The organism is Paenibacillus solani (assembly GCF_050475945.1).
GTDB lineage: Bacteria > Bacillota > Bacilli > Paenibacillales > Paenibacillaceae > Paenibacillus_AQ > Paenibacillus_AQ solani_A.
Genome location: NZ_JBCMXJ010000006.1, coordinates 104,473 through 124,973, shown reverse-complemented (window position 1 = coordinate 124,973; position 20,501 = coordinate 104,473). Strand labels below are relative to the sequence as shown.

The following is a 20,501-nucleotide window of genomic DNA, read 5'->3' as shown; positions in this document are numbered from 1 at the left end:
AACATACTGTTCATCATATCCAGGTACCACACAGCCATTTGAATAACCTTAAGTGAGGCTGATGCCAGGTCTTGCTTGCAGCAGCATACGCGTATACGGATGCTCTGGCTGATCAAACAGCTTGGCTACCGGAGCTTTTTCTACGATACTGCCATGGTTCATCACCATCACCTCATCAGCCATATAAGCAATAACACCAAGATCATGGGAAACGAGCAGCATCGCCGTTTCCTGCTCTTGGCATAACTCATACATCTGTTCCAGCAGCTGTACCTGATGAACGCTATCCAAAGCTGTAGTCGGCTCATCAGCGATCAATACGGCTGGCTGCATCGACATCGCAATCGCGATCATCACCCTCTGAAGCATCCCTCCGCTCAATTGAAACGGATACTGATCCATCAATTTGGCAGGGTGAGGAAGGCCTGTTTTTGCAAGATAGGTCACTGCCAGCTCGTGAGCTTCCACGCGTGAGAATGAACCATGGGTTCGAAGTGTCTCCATAAAATGCTTGCCGATCGTGATCGTTGGATTAAAGGCACTCATCGGATTTTGCATAATGACCGCGAGATCCTTACCTCGCATGCTTCTCATTTGGTTGGCATTCAATTGCAGCAGATTCTTGCTGCCCAGATATATCGAGCCTTGTTCTATAATGGCTGACTCTTGGAGCAAGCCCATTACCGCCAGGCAGGTCATCGTTTTACCGCTTCCACTGGCTCCAACAAGACCTAGTACTTCTCCTTTTTTCAGTTGAAAGCTAACATCGTTCACGATCCTCTTCATGCCTTGAGGAGTTGAGACACTAATATGCAAATGATCCACGCTTAACACGGTGTGATTGTCCATTTACTCCACCTCAATTCTTTCTTGACGAGGATCTAACGCATCCCTCAAAGCATCTCCGATAAAATTAAAGGCCATAACGACTAACATAATACAAACACCAGGATACAGCATCAGCATCGGATTGCTCTTCAAGAATTGCTTGCTGTCATTTAACATGGCCCCCCATTCTGGTGTGGGCGGCTGAATGCCCAGCCCAAGAAAGGAGAGGCCCGAAATACTTAAAATAATGCTCCCTAAATTTAAAGTGGCCAGTACAATGGTAGGAGGCAATATCGTCGGGATAATATGGAAGATAATAATTTTATAACTTGGCGTTCCGGCAATTTTCGCAGCTTGAATGAAATTTTGCTGCTTCGCTGTAATCACCATTCCGCGGATCCAGCGTGCATACCATATCCAGTACGACATGACCATCGCAAATATAACGTTGACCATGCCGGGTCCAAGGATCCCTAGCAGGGCAAGAGAGAGAATTAGACTGGGAAATGCCATCAACAAATCACAGAAACGCATAAAGATACGATCAATAATGCCGCCGATATATCCGGAGAATGTTCCAATAACGACACTGATTAAAATAATCAACACCATCACGATAAATGAGATACCCAGCGAAATTTGCGTCCCATAAATCAATCGCGATAAAATATCTCTGCCTAAATGATCTGTGCCAAGCAGATAGGTGGATGAAGGTCCTTCCAGCTTATGCTCAAGACTGACGAAATTAGGGTCATGCGGCGTGAGCCATGGTGCAAATACGGCAAGAACAAGCATGAGGACAAGCATAATGCAGCTGATCAGTGTAAGTTTGTTGTTCATCAATTTTTTCAACACGACCGAGTTCATGCTAGTACACCCCCTTCTTGCGCACCCGTGGATCGATAACCGCATGAAAAATATCGATTAACAAATTACATATAATAATAATCGTGGTGACCAGCACCACATAGCATAGAATCACCGGATAATCCCTGGCAGACAAAGCATTGACGAAGTAGCGGCCCATGCCTGGCCAAGCAAATACATTTTCCACAATAATGGACCCGCTTAGTTTATGACCGATATGCATGCCCATTGTCGTAATAAGAGGTGTAATTGCATTCTTAAGCACATGCTTCCCGATAATGATTTTCTCTCGAATCCCTCTTGCTCTCGCATAGAGAACATACGGCTGATGCAATTCGTCGATGGTACTGCCCCGCAGCATCCGTGTGTACACGGCTACGGAAGCCAGGGCAAGGGTGAGGGAAGGCAAAATGAGATGCAATAAGCCTCCCCTCCCGGATACAGGGAAATAGCCTAACTTTAATGAAAAGATATAAATGAACAGAAACCCCAGACAAAAACTCGGCGTAGCCGCTCCGACAAAAGAGAGCGTCCGGCTAAAGTGGTCAAATATTCGGTCTTTATACAGAGCCGAGAATATGCCGATCGGCAAACTGATTACAAAGGCGAGAATAATCGATGAAAATGTAAGCTCCAGGGTCGCCGGGAGATAATTCATCATCTCCTCCCACACCGGATTCTTACTAATATAAGAGCTGCCAAAATCCAGTCGAATTGCACCGCTTAGCCAATTGAGGTATTGAGTATATAATGGTTGATCTAATCCGAGCTCGGTCCGGACAAGCTGCACCGCTTCATCCGATATGGGGATTTTCGATAAACGCAAGTACGCTTCTGCTGGATCGACCGGAAGCAGATGAACCATCAGGAATGTAATAATCGAAACGCCCAATATGATGGGTATTATGCTTAGCACTCGCTTTACGATAAACCAGGCCATATTCCCTCATTAGCTCCTATTCCTTGTCTATTTTCTCGAAGGGAATCTCGCTATTCATTTGTCCAAATTCGAGCCCTTTGATGTTTTTATGGTATACGGTCAAGTTCGTACCATAGGATATCGGCAGGTATACTGCTTGTTCATGTAATGTCGTGAGAATATAATCGTACAGCTCTTGCCGCGTTTTCTCGTCCGTGCTGAGCAGAGCTTCCTCAATTTTCTGATCAAGCTCCTCCTTCATCGGCAGTCCAACCTGTGCCTGGTAATCAGCATGCGAAGGGATGCGCATGGATGATACCATCGCGTGAGGATCATACGGTATGCCGAAGGTATCGCTGAAGATCATATCAAAGTCGCCATTTGTTTGACGTTGTCCAAATAGTTGGTTTTCTTCTCCAATCAGTTTTACGCTCACTCCGATTTTTCTCAAATCACCCTGCAGCACTTCGGCGATGGCTTTATGCACATTATTGGCACTATCAAAACAAAGCTCCAATTCCAGTACATTTCCATCTTTCTCCCTGAACTCTTTGTTCGCAGGCAATACCCAGCCAGCATCATTCAGCAGCGCTTCCGCTTTGCTCACATCATACGTATATGGCGTCAGCTTCACATCGGAATATGGAAAGTTTGCCGGGAATAGCGTGTCCGCCAGCTTGTCAGTGCCGTAGAATACATTGTCGATGACTGATTGTTTATTGAAGGCATATTCCACAGCTTTTCTTACATTAATATCTTGAAGAGGACCCTTGTTGGAATTCAATGCGATGGATTTGGTGAACAAGGGATCGGAAACGGCCGTTTCGTACTTGCCCGTCTCCTTCAGATATTTAAATGAATCCAGGCTGATGCTGCCATCGCCATAGATCACATCGATTTCGTTATTTTCAAATGCCAGCACTCTGGATTCGCCGTCGGGGATAACCGCGACGTGAATTTTATCGACTTTAGGCATCTCACCCCAGTAGTTTTCATTCTTGCTGAATTCGGCATATTCATTAATTTTGTAATCGGTCAAAACCCATGGACCTGTCCCGATCGGTGCTTTAATCCCCTCTGAGGTATTTCCGCTCTCAGGAAAACCAGCCTCTCCCAAGAACCGGAGCGGGCGAATCAAAGCTAACTCTTGCAGCATCGGGTAATAAGGATTTTGTAAAGAGATGGTTACGGTGTAATCATCAATTTTTGTAGCTTCTTTGATCTGGTTTACCAGCTCCAGCCAGCTATGTCGCTGTCTATTAGCCAAGACCGCATCCACGTTCTTAACTACGTTATCCGCATTAAATTCAGAGCCGTCCGAGAACTTGACGTCTTTACGAAGAAAGAAGGTGTATTCTTTGCCGTCTTCTGAAACTTCCCATTTCTCGGCCAGATGAGGAACTACTTTACCGTCCACATATTTAACAAGTGATTCATATACCATATTCTGCGCGAACATTTGGTTTGGGGCATACATATGGGGATTGATTGGGCCAATATCGTTAGCAGACGAGAATCTAATGGTTTTCACTCTGGCTTCGGACGATGCGTTATTATCTGCTGCCGAATTCGAAGAGGTCCCACTACATGCGGTTAATAGTAGAGAAAATACGAGCAGAATCGTCAGTAAATAAGAAGATTTAAAATAGCGTTCAGATAAATTAATCATTTATGTAAGTCACCTCGGTAATTTAACTAGTATTGTAAATAAGTTGTAAGTTGTTATAAGAGAACGTGTTACGATTGTTTTCAAAGGTAGCACGATAAGGCGTGCCTGAATATAGTCAGGCTTTCAAGTGCTGGTGCCTATTACGAATGCTTATACCCGGCAACAATAAATCTTCGATGGCTGTCAATAAAACTTAAGCGGTAAGCCAGCGGAAAAGATTCGGCATCTGCAGCGAGCAAGTGCTGAACATCATATTCCTTCAGCTCCTCAATTCCTGCTGCTTCCATTAATGCAATGACCTTCCCCGGGTCTACCCCGCTAAAAGGAAGCATGTGAGACATGTCGTCGTACCCTCTTCCTTTTCCTTTCCAGGGGATCGTTCCTTTGGTTAGAAAAGTCAATGTATGTCCCATGAAAATTCTCATTTTCTGTTTTCGTGACAAATTCCGGTTCGTCCAGTCTCCGTCCATAATCAGCAGCTTACCACCTGGTTTAAGCACGCGGACCCATTCACGGATGGCTCTTCCCGGATTCGGCAGCGTCCACAGCAAATGCCGGTTGGCAACCACATCGAATGAAGCGTCCGGGAATGGCAAACCCTCTGCATCCCCTTGGAGAAACGTACAATTCAATTGACGCTCGGCGGCTTTCTCGGTTGCGACCTCGATCATATTAGGCGATAGGTCAAGTCCAGTAACTTGATGCCCCATCTGAGCAAATTGCAGAGCTAGAAAACCTGGGCCCGTCCCGACATCAAGAATATCAAGCGTCCCCTGCCCCTGTGACTCTAGTAATCCAGACAACGTTTCTTGCCATAGGCGCTGCTGCTTCTCTGTTTGCAAATACATATCGCTGCGCCCCGTGTACTCGCGAGAGCGCCAATTCCAATCCTCTGTAATTCTTTCCTTAAGATTTATGCTGGACACGGTGCCTCACCCTCACCCTACAATGATGTAATATTCATAATGATCTTCAGGATTAACGTTCCCGAGCTAAAGTCAGCTTCTTGTCCATGTGTACGGTTTCAAAAGAATCAAACGGCTCCAGCCGAAATTCGAACCCTTGTTTCTCCCAGAAGGATACGGCCCCTGGCAAGAATCGATGCGTATGCAAATACATCGTTTCATATCCCTTGGTGCGAGCGATTGGAAGTAATCTTTTGACTAACTCGGTTCCGAGCCCCTGCTGCCTCAGCTCAGGCTTAACATAACATTTGACCAACTCTGCCGTGGTCTCTATCGAGTAGTTGCCTTTAATGTCTGGAATCCGATCATCGTAAGGTAGAAAAGCTATAGTAGCAGTTATGGCACCTTCTCGATCGAATGCTGCAAGAAAGGCAGCTGTATTTGATTTATGATAAATCTCCTCAAAAGCTACCATATCGGGAGGCAGCATATTCGGGTCCAGCATAGGAAAGACCTCTCTTACAATCTCCATCACAAAATTCATAGCCGCAGGCAGCTCGTTTAATTCAATTTCTCTTATTACGTACTTCTCCAAACATAAGCTCAATGGAATTCCTCCTTCCTATCAACTTCTATTACAAATATGTATTCCTTCCGTGTTACATTCATGCTCAAAAGTAACACGATGGTACAAACAGACGCTGCCGAGCCGTTATCTGAAATAATCAAACGATATCTACTTCCGCAGAAGCGAGTTCAACCCATATCAAAGCTTCAAATAGAGCATATTTGTTTATGTTACTTTTTGATCCATTCGTAACACCAAGTGGCATGACTGGGCAAGACGTATGAAATGACCTCCTTGTTCGTTTTTGCACATTATATTGGTATAATTATTTCTTATAAATGAGTCCACATATATGAGAAACATCACAGCGGCTCCGATTTAAACGGTTCACAGCGTATGGAATCGTGTGATCGAAACATAAAAAAAACCTCAGCAAACCGCTGAAGGAGTGGAGAATAGAGAGTATTGTTAACCAATCTATTGTAGAAAAAATGCCATAAGATTATTAAAAAAAGTTGAGCAGATTTATATCACCATGGTTAGAAAGAAATCAATAAACGGTATGGTATACATAAACGTGCCGATCATCCATAATATTCCTATAATAAATTTAATATATATGGCTTTCTAGTCTTCATTATCTAGGGCTCCCTTGTTTCTAACTGTATATATGGCTGAATAAAAGAAGTCCTTGTTGCCGCATTATTGTGGCAACAAGGACTTCTCTCTTTATCTATACAAGTGAGTAAACAGATTTAACAGCATTTGTGCGCTTTCCGCACGGGTTGCCAGAGCTTTAGGTGCAAGAACTCCATCACCCTTCCCCTGCATCCACTTCTGGTCAACTGCAATGTTCATCGCTCGAGCTGCCCAGTCGCTAATGCTCTCTTGATCTTTGAAGCCCGACAGATCCGAGCCGGTTGTCAGCTCTCTGTTTGTCGCCTCCCATGCACGAACAAGCATCACAGCCATTTGCTCACGCGTTATCGCTCCATTCGGATCGAAACGATTGCCGCCCGTACCTTCAACCAGGCCGGCTTTGGATGCTGCTTGAACCGCGTCATAGTACCACGCATTAGCTTTTACATCGCTGAAGCTCCTGCCCTCATCCACGCTTTCGCTAATGCCAAAGGCCCGAACCAGCATCGTAGTGAACTGTGCGCGCGTCAATGTATCCGACGGGCCAAAACTGGTATCTGATAGTCCTTTCATAATGTGCTTGGCTGTTAGAACTGCAATGGCATCATAAGCCCAGTGCCCGGCAGCAACATCCTTATAAGAGTGTTCAAGGGTTAACAACGCATAAGTACCGGAAAGAAAAACCAGAGCCTCCAGGACATCGCCGTTTCGTGTTCCTCCAACATATACGGCTTTGCCATCATCAGAAATCGAATAAATCCCCAGCAACCCTGCGTCTTGTTTCTCTCCGATTACAAATTGCAGCTTGATTGGTTCTGCTGCCCTGCTGTTGGAATAACGTGTGCCATCAGCCGTAATAACAGCCGTACTCAGTACAACGAAGCTGCCTGCCGGCTTCATTCCAGCATTGCCAGGCTGCTGCTTCACTTTATTATGAGCTGCCACTTTATCAGCAGCTTCCATGATGCTAACTTGAACAGCGATTTGCGCCGTACCTGTGTCACCCTTGCCTGCCATTTCTGCTAATGCAGCAGATGTCAAAACAGCTTGAACGTCACCCTTTACAAGGGTAATCTGACCATTCTTCATGATTTCAGCCGAATGGATCGGAAGAAGCACTTCCGTAACGCCGTCGGCCAATTGGATAACTGCATTCCCCCCAGGTTGCTTCAGCTGCTGTTCCGTAATCACCATTTGTTCCTTATGAACTGGAGGTGTCGTTGCTGTAACTGGTGTGGGATTCGTGACGGTTGGTGCAACTGGTGTTGGATTTGTGATTGGCGGTGCAGGTGGCGTAACCGGTGATGGATCTGGTTTTGGATTCGGTGTTACCGGATCCGTATTCTCCCAAGTAATCGTATACGTAAGCTTCGACACTCCATCTGTCCCAAGGACATGAATCATCGTTTTGCCCTTCGCTTGACGTTGATCCTCAATAGCAACTACAGCGCCCGATTGCATCGGAACAGCAGCTACTACCGCAGATGGTGAAGCCTTCTGCTTGTAGTTTAAGATCCCTGGCGAGAAGCCGCTAATGTCTGCTCCATCAATCGTCAAAGAGGCCAACGTAGCATCAGTTTGAGGAATCGCAATTCTGGACAGAGATGTACCTGCATTCGGTGCATAATAGATACTGCCATCGATGCCCAGCGTCATGCTGTTGACGAACGTATCAACAACCATCTTATACTGGAGCGTATCCGGATCAACAGCTACAACTTTACGCGCCAATGTCGTGTATAATAACCCATCCGGGGACCAATGCAGCTCATATGGCATCCATTTGCTGGAGTTGTACATACTTGGCCTAATAAGCTTGCTCTTTACAACTTGCTTCGTATCCACGTCCAGAGCAAATATTGTGCCGTCTACTATGCCCCATAGCAATCCGTCAGGTCCAAACGACAGGCCTCCAATCATGCGCGGGGCTTCATCAATATCGATTCCATCCAATGTGTACTCATCAATCTTCAGACCTCTGGCAACATCCCAAACAAAAATTTTGGCTTCGTCCTCAGAAGGATCAATTCCGAGTCCACCCCACTGAGTCGTACTTCCATACAGTAGGCCGTTCTTATACGCCAGTCCAATAATACTATGATCTTTAACAACCTCCGTGTGGTCATACTGAGTCCATACATCTGTTGCTTCATCATAAATAACGAGCGCACCGCCAAGGAACCCATAGTCCGGCACCGTTCCTACGAACAGCTTATTGTCCCCGGATGTGATGGCAAAAGGACGATCCTGATGCGCAATATCAAATTCCAATTTAGGATTCTGGTTCAATATCACTTCCTTGGTCGGATCATAGCTGTACATAATGGCCGATACATAAGTGCCGAAATACGCCTTATCATTCAAGAAGCCAATACCTTCCGGCTGTGCGAAGGAAGAGATGCTAACGTCAATATTGGACGTAAACGGATTATAGATGCTCATGCCACGCTGATAACCGCCCATATAGAGTCGGCCGTCAAAACCTGTCTGAAGGGACTGAATATTAACCGGGTTAGAGTCAATATCAAGTTCAACAAACTTCATCCATTTATCAGATGGATCTATTAATACGTACTCCCCATACTGAGTAATCATCGCTAAAACAGTTTTCCCCTCTTTTTCACCGCCCTTTAATTGGATCCACGCCATATCCTTCACACGGGTGGTATCAGGCAGAGGGAAAGGCAGTTCAATTTCTGTTGATGTCTTTGTGCTTATATCATACTGATAAAACTTCGTTAAGTACTTGTAATAAATCAAATTCGGATTGGAAGGAGAAGGATCAGAGATCATATTGCTGTACTGGAATGTGCTTTCAATTTCAAGCGTATCCAGGTCCATGACCACCATATTAATGGTACTTACCGAGACAAACAGCTTGCCGCCATGGACAAACACATCAGCGATCGTCTCCGTTGCTCCAGAGTAACCTGGAATATAGATCTCTGTTTTTTCGCCGGTCATGCGATCAATTTTGAACAACTTGCGAGTAGTACCTAATCCTGCATAAATATATTTGTCGTCAACTGCAATTCCGCGCACATATTGCTGGCCAGGGTCAACAACGCCGTATTGCCGGAACTGCTTGGTTACCGTGTCATATTCGTACACTTTGCCGCCCGCCGATTGATCGAACGTGCCTCCATATACCTTAATGCCGATATTTTCAGGATCTGAATGATCTTTTCCTTCATCTATAATGTAATCGATCGCTTCCAGATCCCATGTCCAACTGTCTAGGCCATTATAGCTAAGGTTCTCTATTCTTTGCTCCGTCGGTATATAACGGTATAAAATGCCATCCTCTGTGCCTGCGAAATAAACATTCTTATCCGAACCGATTGTCATCGCCCAGGTTGCAACCGTGTTCGGAATGACCTGCTGGAACTTCAAAGCCCCAGTCTCACCGTCAACGGCGAAGAAGCTTCCCGGCTTTCCGTTCGTGACAAAATAAGCCTCATTGTCCCCATTCGCATTCGTTTGCACAGCGCCAGCTTGCCCTAAATTAACATTAACCATATCACCTAATACTTCCGGCACTTCATATTGACGATCCAGAGGGGCCTCATAAGCCAGTCTCTCAATGGAAATATCATCGAAATAAGCCTCCGTCAGGCTGATTTCACCAGAGTACAGGAATACTCTCAAGTATTTGGCATTAGCAGGTGCTTCTGAATACAGCCTCATCGTGGACCATCTATAGCTGCCCAGCGATACATTTGAGAAGAGAGCTTCATCTGCCTTTAATTGCTTATCATTCTCATCATAGTAGTAGACCTGTGCAACGATATTATGTGTCTGCTGCAGCACATACACCTGTGCAGAAACAATAATGGAATGATCAGGTGTAGCGGTTATCTTATTGCTCATTACCTTTAAAGCGTCTGACGTCGAAGAGTCTTTGAAGTAGAGGCTCTTCTCTCCATTAAACTTAACTTCGCTGCTGATGCTAAACTCGCCTTTGCCGAAGCCAAGACTCCAGCCAGGAATGACGCCGTCTACCAGTTCTTCCTCAAATCCCGGATTTACGACATCATCTGATATTTCTTGTTCAGGCCCCTCTGATTGTTCGGCCGATACGGCTACATCGTCAATATATACTTCAGATGTGCTGACTCCTCCGGAGTTAAAAGCAATTCTTGCTTTTACGGCCTCTTCCGGAACAACTGATTCCACCATCAATGAGTTCCATTGATTAGCATCAACGGTAATGCGTCCATTTGCAGGCTTGGTGACGTAGAAGGTTTGTTGTGCACTTCCTACCGGCTTATCATTCCCATCATAATAATAAATCTGTTGAACAAGACTATGAGACAGCTCTACAGGGTATAACTCGAACGCTACCGACAGCTTATCACCTGATGTTACATTGAACGCATCACTGTCTACACGTAATGATGTCGTAGTAGAGTTATCCAGAAAGTAAAGGCTGTTAGGTGTGCTTTTCGCATGCGTCTGACTTAACTCTGCTATGCCGCTTCCAACTTTTGTCCAACCCGGTATCGCCATATTGCTTTCATACGGCAAATCAAAAGATGGATTTTTCAATAAGCTAACAATGGGCTCTTGCGGCTCTGTAACGATCATTTCCTTCGTTATGGAAACATCATCAATGAATACCTCAGAATTGCTGCTTTCTCCGGTACTAAATACAATCTTTGCTTTGACCGCATGGTCCGGCACAGTGTATTGTTCTGAAAGGGTATTCCATTGATTAGATGCCGTATCTTGATCAATAATGTAGCTGGCCTTCTCCATACTCCATGCTGGCGCATCATTGGCATCATAGTAATGAATTTGCTGTTCGAAGCCCGAAGCCAATGCGATCGGAAAAAATTCTAAGGAGACATTCAGTTTCTCCCCGGCGTTCACACTGAACACATTACTTTCTACGAGCAGTGGATCCGCGGCTGAATTGCTGCTCATGTGAAGGCTACCCGGTGCACTCTTGGCTTGTGCTGTGCTCACTTCTGCCGTACCGGTCCCTGATGTAGCCCAGCCTGGAATTCCAGGGTCGGACATAGGATCTTCAAAGCCTGGATTAACAAGTTGAAAGGGATTCGAGTTGATAGTGACAACCGCATCATCAACATATAGCTTCGTCAAGCTCGAAAAGCCTGAGTATAAGCCCACTCTGATATGTGTAATTCTGGCATCCGATATGTTCGCTTCAACCTCAACAGGTGTCCATGCCCCCACAGAAACTTTGTCCTTTGGATAGCTCGTAGAGAACGCGTTTGGTGTTATTTCCGTGTCATCAGAATAAAAGTGAATAACCGGCTGAATTTGTGCCGTCTGATCCGCTGCCGTTTCTTTATACACGTAAGTAGAGAATGTAACCGTATCGTTGGTTTGCACAGGGATCGTATCGCTTAGAACTCTGAAATGTCCCGTCGGTGCAGCTCCATTCGTTTTGTCATGGAATAATAGACTGCTGTTCCCGCTTCTTGTGTATTCAGAGCTGAGAGTCGCACTGCCAAAAGCCGAAGTTGCAGGATCAACGGACCATCCGGGGATCTCGCCTGTTACCTCTACATCAAAACTTGAGTTGACCAAAGGAACCGGAATTGCTAGCGGGCTTCTGCTATCTGCTGCAGCAACCAAAACTGGGAACGCTCCCAAAACTATCGAAAAACAGAGACCCAGGATGAGCAATGCTTTCATTTTAGAGCTTCTCACATGAACACTCCTCGCATCAGTGGATTCGTCTTCTGATATTAATAAATAGTATTGAAACAAACAGGATCATTAAGCAGCAACAATAGATGTTGTTGTAACCGCTTTCAATACACTGTATAAAATAACCCCTTAACTGCCTCCTCCCTACCATATCTATATCCCATCTAACTTGCCTTGTATTGTAATGCACGATAAAAGGTCTGTCAATAATCCTTTCCATTACGACTGATCAGTCCCCGCAGACGCTTCATGACAGACTGAATTTCGGTATCGGTCAACAAATAATACGTGTTCACGGTCCAGGTCTCTCTGTTCTTCAAATGAAAAACCAGCACAGGAAATTTCGGAAGCAGCCACTTTCGAATGGATGGACCGCTGTAGCTGATGCTTTTAATCTCCGCCCAGGCTACAGTCCGCGTATCGTCTGAAATGGAACGTTGATCGTAGGTTAGCAGCTGCGTGTCTGATCTAAGCGCTCTTGGCAAGCTGACAACCAAATATCCTCCAAAAAACGGGATTCCTATTATGGCTGATGTAATACAAAAAAACTTGCGAATAAAAGAAGTATCCACAAAAAAAGCAGCATACAGCAAAAACAGGCAGGCCAGCACAAACAGTAAACTGCCTAGTGCTTTGCCCCATGCCACGGATTTCCGATAAGATATTACGTTCATGATCTAGCGCCTTTCTGAGTTTATTTGAACAATCCACTAATCCAACGAGCTCCACTATCGACCAAGTTCGTCTTGCTTAGACAACAAGGGCTGTCCCTCAAGTAGATAATCTACTTCAGGGACAGCCTCTTATCTGGAAAGGTGCATATCCCGCATCCGCGATAAAGACGCCGGGTATCGAGCCGACGACAGAGAGCTTTTAAAGCTCTCTATGGGCTGGCTGCATCATCCCTTGACTAGGGTGATTCTCTTGGTATTCGTAATATTGCGACTGAAAGGGTGCATCTAGTTCTGCTTCCATTGATGACACGGACGGCTGCTGATACGACTCATCCACATACATAATTCTGCGCTGAATTTGCATAAGCCCATTCACGATGCGCAGCGCAACATAGAACAAGACAAGGCCAACGCCCACGTACAGCAGATATTGCTGATTATAAGTCCAATCGATATGAAAATAACTAAACAAGCTATTCTCTAAAATATCAAGCTGCAATTCATTCATCAATATAATATGCACGACTGGAAGAGCAATGAATCCAAGTCCTAGTGCTATCGCCGTTACCATAATCGCAAAGAATACAATACCTGTTACAAATTTCAAGAATACGAGCAGCAGATTTCGAATGAATAACCCACCGTCAAAGCTTCTCACCATTTGCTTCAACCAGTTCCCCCCGGCTTCAGAGGATTGACGGTAAGTATACGATTCAGCCGGAGCAGGTAAACCTAATATTTGTCTAATCATGCTTTGTTCAAAATTCACAATCCCATTTAACAGCTTGGCTACTCCAAAAAACAGCGGTATTCCGATAAATATAGGAGTCAGACCGATCGATAGTGTAATTCCCGTTATTGCTACTGTAAAATAAATAATTCCTAACGGGAGTGATATCAATAAGTAGAGGATCGTTGCATAGGTTTTTGGATTAAACAGCGCCCAATTCACCTTGCCTGTCCGCACCTTTGCAGTCGCTTCTGTTGCCTTCATATTCAAACACCCCTTATAGCTTCATAAATCACGATCAAATCACGCTCTAAAGTTATAAATCTATTATATCCGCCTTATTTGCCTGACATAACCGTCTTAGGGGGTATCTAAACCTAGACTTTAGACTAGGGACTGCACTGGCCCTGCTGACTTTATAGATGTAGCTAAGATTTAGTCACTGTGCGGTGTCCTATAAATTGAAGTTAAGCCTTTAGAGTGTATAATTGTTATAACAGTTGAATAAATTGATAAAGAGGACTTCCAATAAATGGGATGGTGGACATGGAACGGAAAGTGACCAAGTTTGGAAACAGTTTGGGTATAACCATGACCGATGCACTCAAGCAAATTGGCTTGGGTCAGGGAGATAGCGTTCTGATTGATGTTAACCAGTCAACTGGTGAAATCATTATTAAAAAATCGACCATGCCTACCTGACCGTTTATGGAAAATCAGCCGCTCTGTTTGAATCCCTAGGACAAAATCATCTCTTTCATAACGCTAACAAACGCACCGCTTTTACAGCCCTGGTTATATTTTTACGTTACAACGGGTTGCAGTTTAAAATGGATACCAAGTTTGCTGAAGACTTCATGGTAAACCACGAATATTCATTTGAGCATTTGACAGAAATCATTAAAATGCATTGCATAGTTATTTAATGACTGAGCCGAAAAAATGCGACCAATCCAGGTCGCTTTTTAACTATAGCGAAAAATCAGTAACGCCCTTCTTATGCGCATATTTCAGCGTATATGTTTCTTCTTTTCCATAGGGCATGGTAGCAATTTTTATACGAGTATGATCAAGTCGGCTCTCTCTTAAAACTTTTTTCACCAAAGCAATTCCCCGTTCTTCCTCGTTAACTACACAAAATATATTAAGGGCATACTTCTTTTGGTCAGAAGTAGATCTCCCCATATCAAATCCATCAACATAGCCTAAATCAGCATCTGCTAGAGATATTTCTAAATATTCCATTACTTTTTCTTTTAACCAGTGGTCACGCTGGCTGCCTTTTTCACTTTTCAGAGGATACTGTACCACTAACCAGAATTGTTCACTCATTCCAATTCACCAGCCAATCTATAAAAAATGATTACTAGAAAATTTCTCCCCTCGGCTCATTATCCCTTCCGATTTAACCCTATTCTCCTTTTATTATTCCAGAACTTGTGCTTTATTAAATATAGAATGAAGCTATCATATTCACATTTACTACCTTACTGAAGGAGATCTCTACATGAAGCAGCCATTAAATATCATCCCTGAAAAATGGAAAAGAACCGGGATTGTCACCATCGGCGGTCTACTTATAGGAGCAGGTGTTGCCGATTGCCTGATTGCCATGAATTCAATCGATTTAAATCAAATCGCTAGAGGGTTAACGATCTTTAGTGCAGGTCTAACCATCTTAGTCATCATGGATAACTCCAAAACACAAAAAGAGACCGAGAAACTCCAGAAAGAAACGCAACTTCAAATGGAAAGAATAGAAGACAAGCTGAACGCCCTTCATCAATCCCAACAAATCACGAATTCACAATTTCTTGAGATCAAAGAGTTGATGCAGCAAACGAATTCGGAGACTTAATACTTTGTTCAATATAAAAGTAAGAACCCGCTCAATGAGCGGGTTTAATGTATGGGGCGAACTGTGAATCTGTAAGCTGCTAGCCCCGAGTCCTAGAGTTCATTAGTTCACTCAAGGTGGTAAATTTATAGTTTAAGCTTTTTAATATGGGTAGAACCTTAGCAACGGTTTCCACCGTTTGATCACGATTCCCACCAGCATCATGCATCAAGATGACGGAGCCATTTTTCACATTACTTATAATTTCATCAACCATTTTATCTGTACCCGGCAATTCCCAATCATTTACCTGCATATCCCTTGACCATAGCATGAACTTATAGTTCAATTCTTCTACTTTCTCTACGATTTCGTCACTAAAAATCCCATATGGCGGTCTAAATAAGCTACATCGATACTCCACAGCAGTCTGAATGGCTTTCTCACCCTCGAATATTTCACGCTCTACTTCCGATAAATCAAGAGACGTTAATGTAGGATGAGAATATGTATGATTACCTATTTCATGATGCTCACTTACAATTCTGCGCACGATTTCCGGATAAACTTCTGCAAATTCTCCGAAAATAAAAAAAGTAGCCCTAGCATCATATGCTTTTAACAAATCAAGGATCTGAGGAGTATATTCCGGGTTAGGTCCATCGTCAAAGGTAAGACAAACATGATTCTCTCCGTCATCAGGAAGTACTATGTCTTGGATGATTCGCCCATCATCAAAGCCTGTGAAACGTTCATCTTTACATAGCTCAATATAGTCATACACTTTAGAATACATGAATACACCTACTTCTATTAATATATTCGATTGACTATTCAAACACAGATATATTCCAAATAGAGTAACCGTATATTGTAGCTTTTTCCTCACATAGAATTCTAATGTATCTGCCCCGGCCATTCAGGTCTGCAATTTTTTCTACTCCACCATGTCCATCATGATTTACATAGACATCGTTCCAATCTTTGGCATTGTTTGAACATTGGATTTTATATTTTATTGCATAAGCTTCTTCCCAACTAATCATTATAGTTGAGAACTCCACTTCATTGCCTAAATCAATATAAACCCATGAAATGTCCTCCGAATGCGAACTCCCCCATCTGGTGTGCCGTCTCCCATCGACTACATTATCTCCACCACGGAAGCTAATTTCATCTGAAGAAGTAACAACGGGCTTAAATAATGCCATATCCTTGTTTTGAATCGAAGTATCGATTTTAATATGGTTGATTACACCCATCTCACTTGAATTCCCAAAAACATCTCTTGCTCTTACGGAGATCGCATAGGATGTATCCGGTAAAATATCTTTTATATTAAATTGCAATTGGTTAGTTTCTCCCACCAGCTCTCCATCTTTGAAAATTTCGTAGGAGGTAACCCATATATTATCGACTGAATCATTCCACTTTATTTTCATATTTGTATTGTTAGCTTTGATCAATTCAGGCTTTTCAGGGCGTTCCACCCTGATACTCGAAATCAGTTCTGATAGCTTTTCGGTGTTATTGTCCAAGTTATTTTGCAACAATAACACGGCTTCAAGTTCCATCTTCTTTATTTTATTAATTAAATTTATGATTTCCTTGCTGTTGTATCTCTTTCTAACCAAGCTTATAGACATCATGATCTTCAGCTTCTCTACGTCTTTGGAAATGAGCATAAATAAATCGTAATGAATTTTATTCCAATCAAGTTTCAATAATCCATTCGCAAATAAGTACCTTGATCCAGCTATAATACTTAATGCATCATCTATCCATATGGACTCTTTAAACAATTCATCGCTAACTGTGCCGCTCGGTGAAAAAAGACTACTTAGATAATCATAAAACTCCAGCTTATCTTGATAATACTTAATGTAAGCAATTTGTTTACTCTTTAGTGATTCCACATTCAAGCTACCCTCTAGCAAATCATAATACACCAAATTTTTACTTACATGATTAGGAATATCATTACACATTCTCTCTAAATCCTTAAAATCATAAATGATGTCAGAATAAAAAGGAATGTCCTGAATTTTATACATTTCTTCTTGATTCAGAAACTCCGTTACCATGATCGAATGTATGGATTCAGGGTCAAGGGTTGTATTATGCAATACCTCAGAACTTCTCACCCATAAAAATATAACTTTATTCTTATGTATAAGATCATGCATTAAATCTTTGACATCACGAAGTTGCTCGAATGGTATAAAGATTGGAATGATACCAAATTTCTTCATAGCGAAGTCCGATAGTATATTAGAGTTGAAGTACCACTTCCTTTTTTTCATGTTTATGATTTCATCGAAGACTTTATCTGTGCTTTCTAAGGCATGATAATAATAATAACCAAGAGGCAAATCACGATTATAAAAATGATTAACGACTTGGATTTTTCTACAATTCAAGTAGTTTAAGGACGAGTTCTTAAACACATTTTCCAATTATGGCCGCTCCCTGCTACATATATGGATTTAAATAAAAAAAGACATTCTTGACTCGCTGTGTAAAATAGAAGTACGATCGGCACTCGGCGAGAGGAAATCAAAAATGTCTATATTGGACTACACAGTTCATGTTTATATTCCTATTTTCTGCTCTTCTAATAACATTTTAATGAGTTCCACATCATCGTCCGTTTCATTCCATAACCAAACAGCTCTTGTTGGATACTTCCTATATAAGTACATTTTTTTATCATCAACATGACGATCTGCAACATCGGTTTCATTAGCAAAATCAAATTCTTTTTTATGAGGAAAATGAATACTCATTGCACTTCTAGCTAGTATAAATTTTGCACCATATTTTTGCATGGCCAGCCCAATATCTGAATCTTCCCCTCCCCATGTTGTGAAGTTTTCGTCAAACATCCCTACATCTATTAATGATTTCCTGCTCATCGATACATGACATGTCCAGAACAATACAAACGGTGCAGGCAACTTATCGATATCATCAGAGAATTCTTTATAAAATTTTTCTCTTACATCCAGTATTCCTTTTTGACTTAACAGTTGAATCGCATCGTCAATTGAATTTTCCTCAACAATATGGATAATTTCTTCCTGATTACTTTCAAACACATCGAACCCATACACATAACCTACAACAGCACAGGGCTGATCATGCTCGCCATGAATTCTTATATGTTCATTTAAAGCATCCTTATGCAGAATGATGCCATTATCAATAAATAAGCAAACATCACCACTGGCTTCTCTGATCCCCATATTTCTTGCTGCTGCAGCTCTAAAACCCTTATCTTCTTGAAATTGATAAATAATACGCAGACGATCTTCATATTGCTTAACTAGTGAATAGGTATCTTCACTGGAGCCATCATCACAAACCAGAACCTCATAACTATTTTTGTCGAGCCTCTGTTCTACTAAGGAATCCAATGTTACCTTTAAACCACCCAATCGATTGTAGGTTGGAATAATAACGGATATAGCAGGTTTACTCATTTGAAGACCCCCTGATGAATATTATAAATTTGGTTTTATCGGACTTCGTTCGTCATTTGTTTTTGATTTATAAATTCAAGGATATTATTAAATGTGGTTAAATCTCCTGAAAGCAAGTCAGCATCGTTAATCTTTATGCCAAAATCACTCGCCATTTGATTTAAAATCTGAACATATGTAATCGAATCCATCCCAAAAAAGTCATCAATCGACATATCTCGGTCATTCTCAGAAATAGATACTCCATGTTTTGAAAAAACTTCCTTAAGTTTTTGTACTAATTCTTCGCTCACAATGTTACACCTCGCTTAGTCTCTTTATTTTCTAGTTCCATATCTCTTTCTTCTACGATGGCTAACCACATTTTTTTCTCAATGTCTAACATTTCATTCGCTTTATTCCTAATTAATTCTAGATTTATCTCTTTATGTTCAGACACTAAATTATTTATAAATACTTGTTTAATAGCTTTCCAGCCCTTCTGGAGACGTTTTAAACAATATTTCATCTCTTCATAAGTTGCTTCTTCCATTAGATTAAGATCAGTGAGTTTATTTACCAAAAGCTCATTACCGATATGTCTATTTTCGATAATATTAACTCCAATGAGAGAAATCCTTATGTATTCATCCATATTATCTTTATGCTCGTCTTTAAAATTCCACAGATCATCAAAAGAAAACACAGACAGTTCTTCAATCAGTCTCTCTGCATGCTTTATAATTTCCGATTTATCCATTCTAAAAGGTTGGATGTCCTTACGGATACCATAGATATAGGCATGAGGGATTTCACCCTCAAGTTCATTCATAGCATATGAATTCATAAAAGCCTGCACTACCCGATCCTCAGGTATAAGATGAACGCCATACCCATCAACATCATCATCCAGAACAGAGTACATTTTTGTCTCTGCATCAAAACCATTAATTATGGAGTAATGACTCATATGAAACCGATTCCAGGCAATGTTTTTGGGCAACCAATAAAATAAATCTACATTAAGCTTTACAATTTCCCCCTCTGAGATTATTTTTTGAAGATCCGGAAGAAAATCATGCGGGTTTTTAAAGGAAACTGGTATTTCTTTCTCAATCACCGCACTCAATACAAAGTTCTCCCAATGATCTGAATAATCTAAAACTTCAATTGTGGGAGTCATAAACTCTATATCTATGGCAGCGCCCCAGCTGGTGTATGAATAATTATTTAAATATGCTGCAGCGGAATAACTGCTTTCAAAGTTAGTGGCAACAGAATAAGCTGAGTTTAATATACAATTCATCCAGAAATCATTATACGGTGTCATTTGACGTGAATACTTCAACCTGCAACCTCCCTTTATTCTTTTCTACTTCTATTTCATTCATAAATAATCAGACAGAAACGGTTGTTTTTTGCTACGAATAAACCTAATTGCGCCAGCTAAATAAACTCAAAGAAGCTGCTTCAAAAGAGACCCTTGAGTTCAATCAACAAGATAATATTTATGATGAGAACGACAATGAGAGTAAGTTGAGTGTGAGGAAGGTGATAATCGCGGTGTAATACAGCTTTTTCCATATATACTAAATTAAAATATATTATACATAAACACCATTGTCAACTCAGTATTTTACTGTAATTATAGTGTTTCTTTGTAAGCTTTTTTGACCAAATCTGGCTTCGAGTTCCGCTTATTAACAATAGTTCTCCTTAATTAAT

General features: G+C 42.0%; 18 protein-coding genes. 3 read left to right on the top strand and 15 right to left on the bottom strand.

Annotation, left to right across the window (positions count from 1 at the left end; genetic code table 11):
• Nucleotides 1-48: 48 nt before the first annotated feature.
• From ABEQ74_RS07755 to ABEQ74_RS07715, 9 genes are all read right to left on the bottom strand, one after another.
• Entirely contained in the window at nucleotides 49-849 is an 801-nt protein-coding gene (locus ABEQ74_RS07755; protein ID WP_430121156.1) for an ABC transporter ATP-binding protein, read from the bottom strand.
• Nucleotides 850-1,695: a nickel ABC transporter permease subunit NikC gene (gene nikC / locus ABEQ74_RS07750; protein ID WP_430121154.1), complete on the bottom strand. Its 846-nt coding sequence runs from the start codon at nucleotides 1,693-1,695 to the stop codon at nucleotides 850-852.
• A gap of 1 nt (nucleotide 1,696) precedes the next feature.
• Complete coding sequence (gene nikB, locus ABEQ74_RS07745; RefSeq protein ID WP_430121152.1) at nucleotides 1,697-2,635, bottom strand: nickel ABC transporter permease; 939 nt, start codon at nucleotides 2,633-2,635, stop codon at nucleotides 1,697-1,699.
• A gap of 16 nt (nucleotides 2,636-2,651) precedes the next feature.
• Nucleotides 2,652-4,283 (bottom strand): nickel ABC transporter substrate-binding protein, encoded by a 1,632-nt coding sequence (nikA, locus tag ABEQ74_RS07740; protein ID WP_430121150.1) that lies wholly within the window; start codon nucleotides 4,281-4,283, stop codon nucleotides 2,652-2,654.
• Nucleotides 4,284-4,423: 140 nt separating this feature from the next.
• Nucleotides 4,424-5,209, bottom strand: coding sequence for a class I SAM-dependent methyltransferase (locus ABEQ74_RS07735; protein ID WP_430121148.1), 786 nt, complete (start codon nucleotides 5,207-5,209; stop codon nucleotides 4,424-4,426).
• Nucleotides 5,210-5,261: 52 nt separating this feature from the next.
• Nucleotides 5,262-5,795 (bottom strand): GNAT family N-acetyltransferase, encoded by a 534-nt coding sequence (locus tag ABEQ74_RS07730; RefSeq protein ID WP_430121146.1) that lies wholly within the window; start codon nucleotides 5,793-5,795, stop codon nucleotides 5,262-5,264.
• Between the two features lie 690 nt (nucleotides 5,796-6,485).
• On the bottom strand, nucleotides 6,486-12,074 hold the full coding sequence (locus tag ABEQ74_RS07725) for an S-layer homology domain-containing protein (protein WP_430121144.1): 5,589 nt from the start codon (nucleotides 12,072-12,074) through the stop codon (nucleotides 6,486-6,488).
• 203 nt (nucleotides 12,075-12,277) lie between these two features.
• The gene (locus ABEQ74_RS07720) at nucleotides 12,278-12,748 is read right to left on the bottom strand and encodes a DUF5381 family protein (RefSeq protein ID WP_430121142.1); all 471 of its coding nucleotides are present in this window, start codon (nucleotides 12,746-12,748) and stop codon (nucleotides 12,278-12,280) included.
• A gap of 199 nt (nucleotides 12,749-12,947) precedes the next feature.
• On the bottom strand, nucleotides 12,948-13,742 hold the full coding sequence (locus ABEQ74_RS07715) for a sensor domain-containing protein (RefSeq protein ID WP_430121140.1): 795 nt from the start codon (nucleotides 13,740-13,742) through the stop codon (nucleotides 12,948-12,950).
• 282 nt (nucleotides 13,743-14,024) lie between these two features.
• Here ABEQ74_RS07715 and ABEQ74_RS07710 point away from each other — a divergent pair, with 282 nt between their 5' ends.
• Together ABEQ74_RS07710 and ABEQ74_RS07705 are read left to right on the top strand one after the other, a co-directional pair.
• Nucleotides 14,025-14,180, top strand: coding sequence for an AbrB/MazE/SpoVT family DNA-binding domain-containing protein (locus tag ABEQ74_RS07710; protein WP_430121138.1), 156 nt, complete (start codon nucleotides 14,025-14,027; stop codon nucleotides 14,178-14,180).
• Nucleotides 14,162-14,404: a type II toxin-antitoxin system death-on-curing family toxin gene (locus ABEQ74_RS07705; protein WP_430121314.1), complete on the top strand. Its 243-nt coding sequence runs from the start codon at nucleotides 14,162-14,164 to the stop codon at nucleotides 14,402-14,404. The genes ABEQ74_RS07710 and ABEQ74_RS07705 overlap by 19 nt, the downstream gene beginning before the upstream one ends.
• 43 nt (nucleotides 14,405-14,447) lie before the next feature.
• Here ABEQ74_RS07705 and ABEQ74_RS07700 read toward each other — a convergent pair whose 3' ends face one another.
• Nucleotides 14,448-14,810 carry a hypothetical protein gene (locus ABEQ74_RS07700; RefSeq protein WP_430121136.1) on the bottom strand — a complete coding sequence of 121 codons (363 nt, stop codon included), beginning with the start codon at nucleotides 14,808-14,810 and terminating at the stop codon, nucleotides 14,448-14,450.
• 175 nt (nucleotides 14,811-14,985) lie between these two features.
• Between ABEQ74_RS07700 and ABEQ74_RS07695 the strand changes: the two genes are divergently transcribed.
• Nucleotides 14,986-15,336: a hypothetical protein gene (locus ABEQ74_RS07695; protein WP_430121134.1), complete on the top strand. Its 351-nt coding sequence runs from the start codon at nucleotides 14,986-14,988 to the stop codon at nucleotides 15,334-15,336.
• A 79-nt stretch (nucleotides 15,337-15,415) separates the two neighbouring features.
• Here the strand turns inward: ABEQ74_RS07695 and ABEQ74_RS07690 are convergent, their stop codons facing one another.
• From ABEQ74_RS07690 to ABEQ74_RS07670, 5 genes are all read right to left on the bottom strand, one after another.
• A complete protein-coding gene (locus ABEQ74_RS07690) occupies nucleotides 15,416-16,111 on the bottom strand; it encodes a polysaccharide deacetylase family protein (protein WP_430121132.1) in 696 nt (231 codons plus the stop codon).
• A gap of 34 nt (nucleotides 16,112-16,145) precedes the next feature.
• Nucleotides 16,146-17,762, bottom strand: a complete 1,617-nt coding sequence (locus ABEQ74_RS07685; RefSeq protein WP_430121312.1) for a discoidin domain-containing protein — start codon at nucleotides 17,760-17,762, stop codon at nucleotides 16,146-16,148.
• A 144-nt stretch (nucleotides 17,763-17,906) separates the two neighbouring features.
• Complete coding sequence (locus ABEQ74_RS07680; RefSeq protein ID WP_430121130.1) at nucleotides 17,907-18,797, bottom strand: glycosyltransferase; 891 nt, start codon at nucleotides 18,795-18,797, stop codon at nucleotides 17,907-17,909.
• 35 nt (nucleotides 18,798-18,832) lie between these two features.
• The gene (locus tag ABEQ74_RS07675) at nucleotides 18,833-19,090 is read right to left on the bottom strand and encodes an acyl carrier protein (protein ID WP_430121128.1); all 258 of its coding nucleotides are present in this window, start codon (nucleotides 19,088-19,090) and stop codon (nucleotides 18,833-18,835) included.
• Nucleotides 19,087-20,124, bottom strand: a complete 1,038-nt coding sequence (locus ABEQ74_RS07670; RefSeq protein WP_430121126.1) for a hypothetical protein — start codon at nucleotides 20,122-20,124, stop codon at nucleotides 19,087-19,089. The genes ABEQ74_RS07675 and ABEQ74_RS07670 overlap by 4 nt, the downstream gene beginning before the upstream one ends.
• Nucleotides 20,125-20,501: the final 377 nt, after the last annotated feature.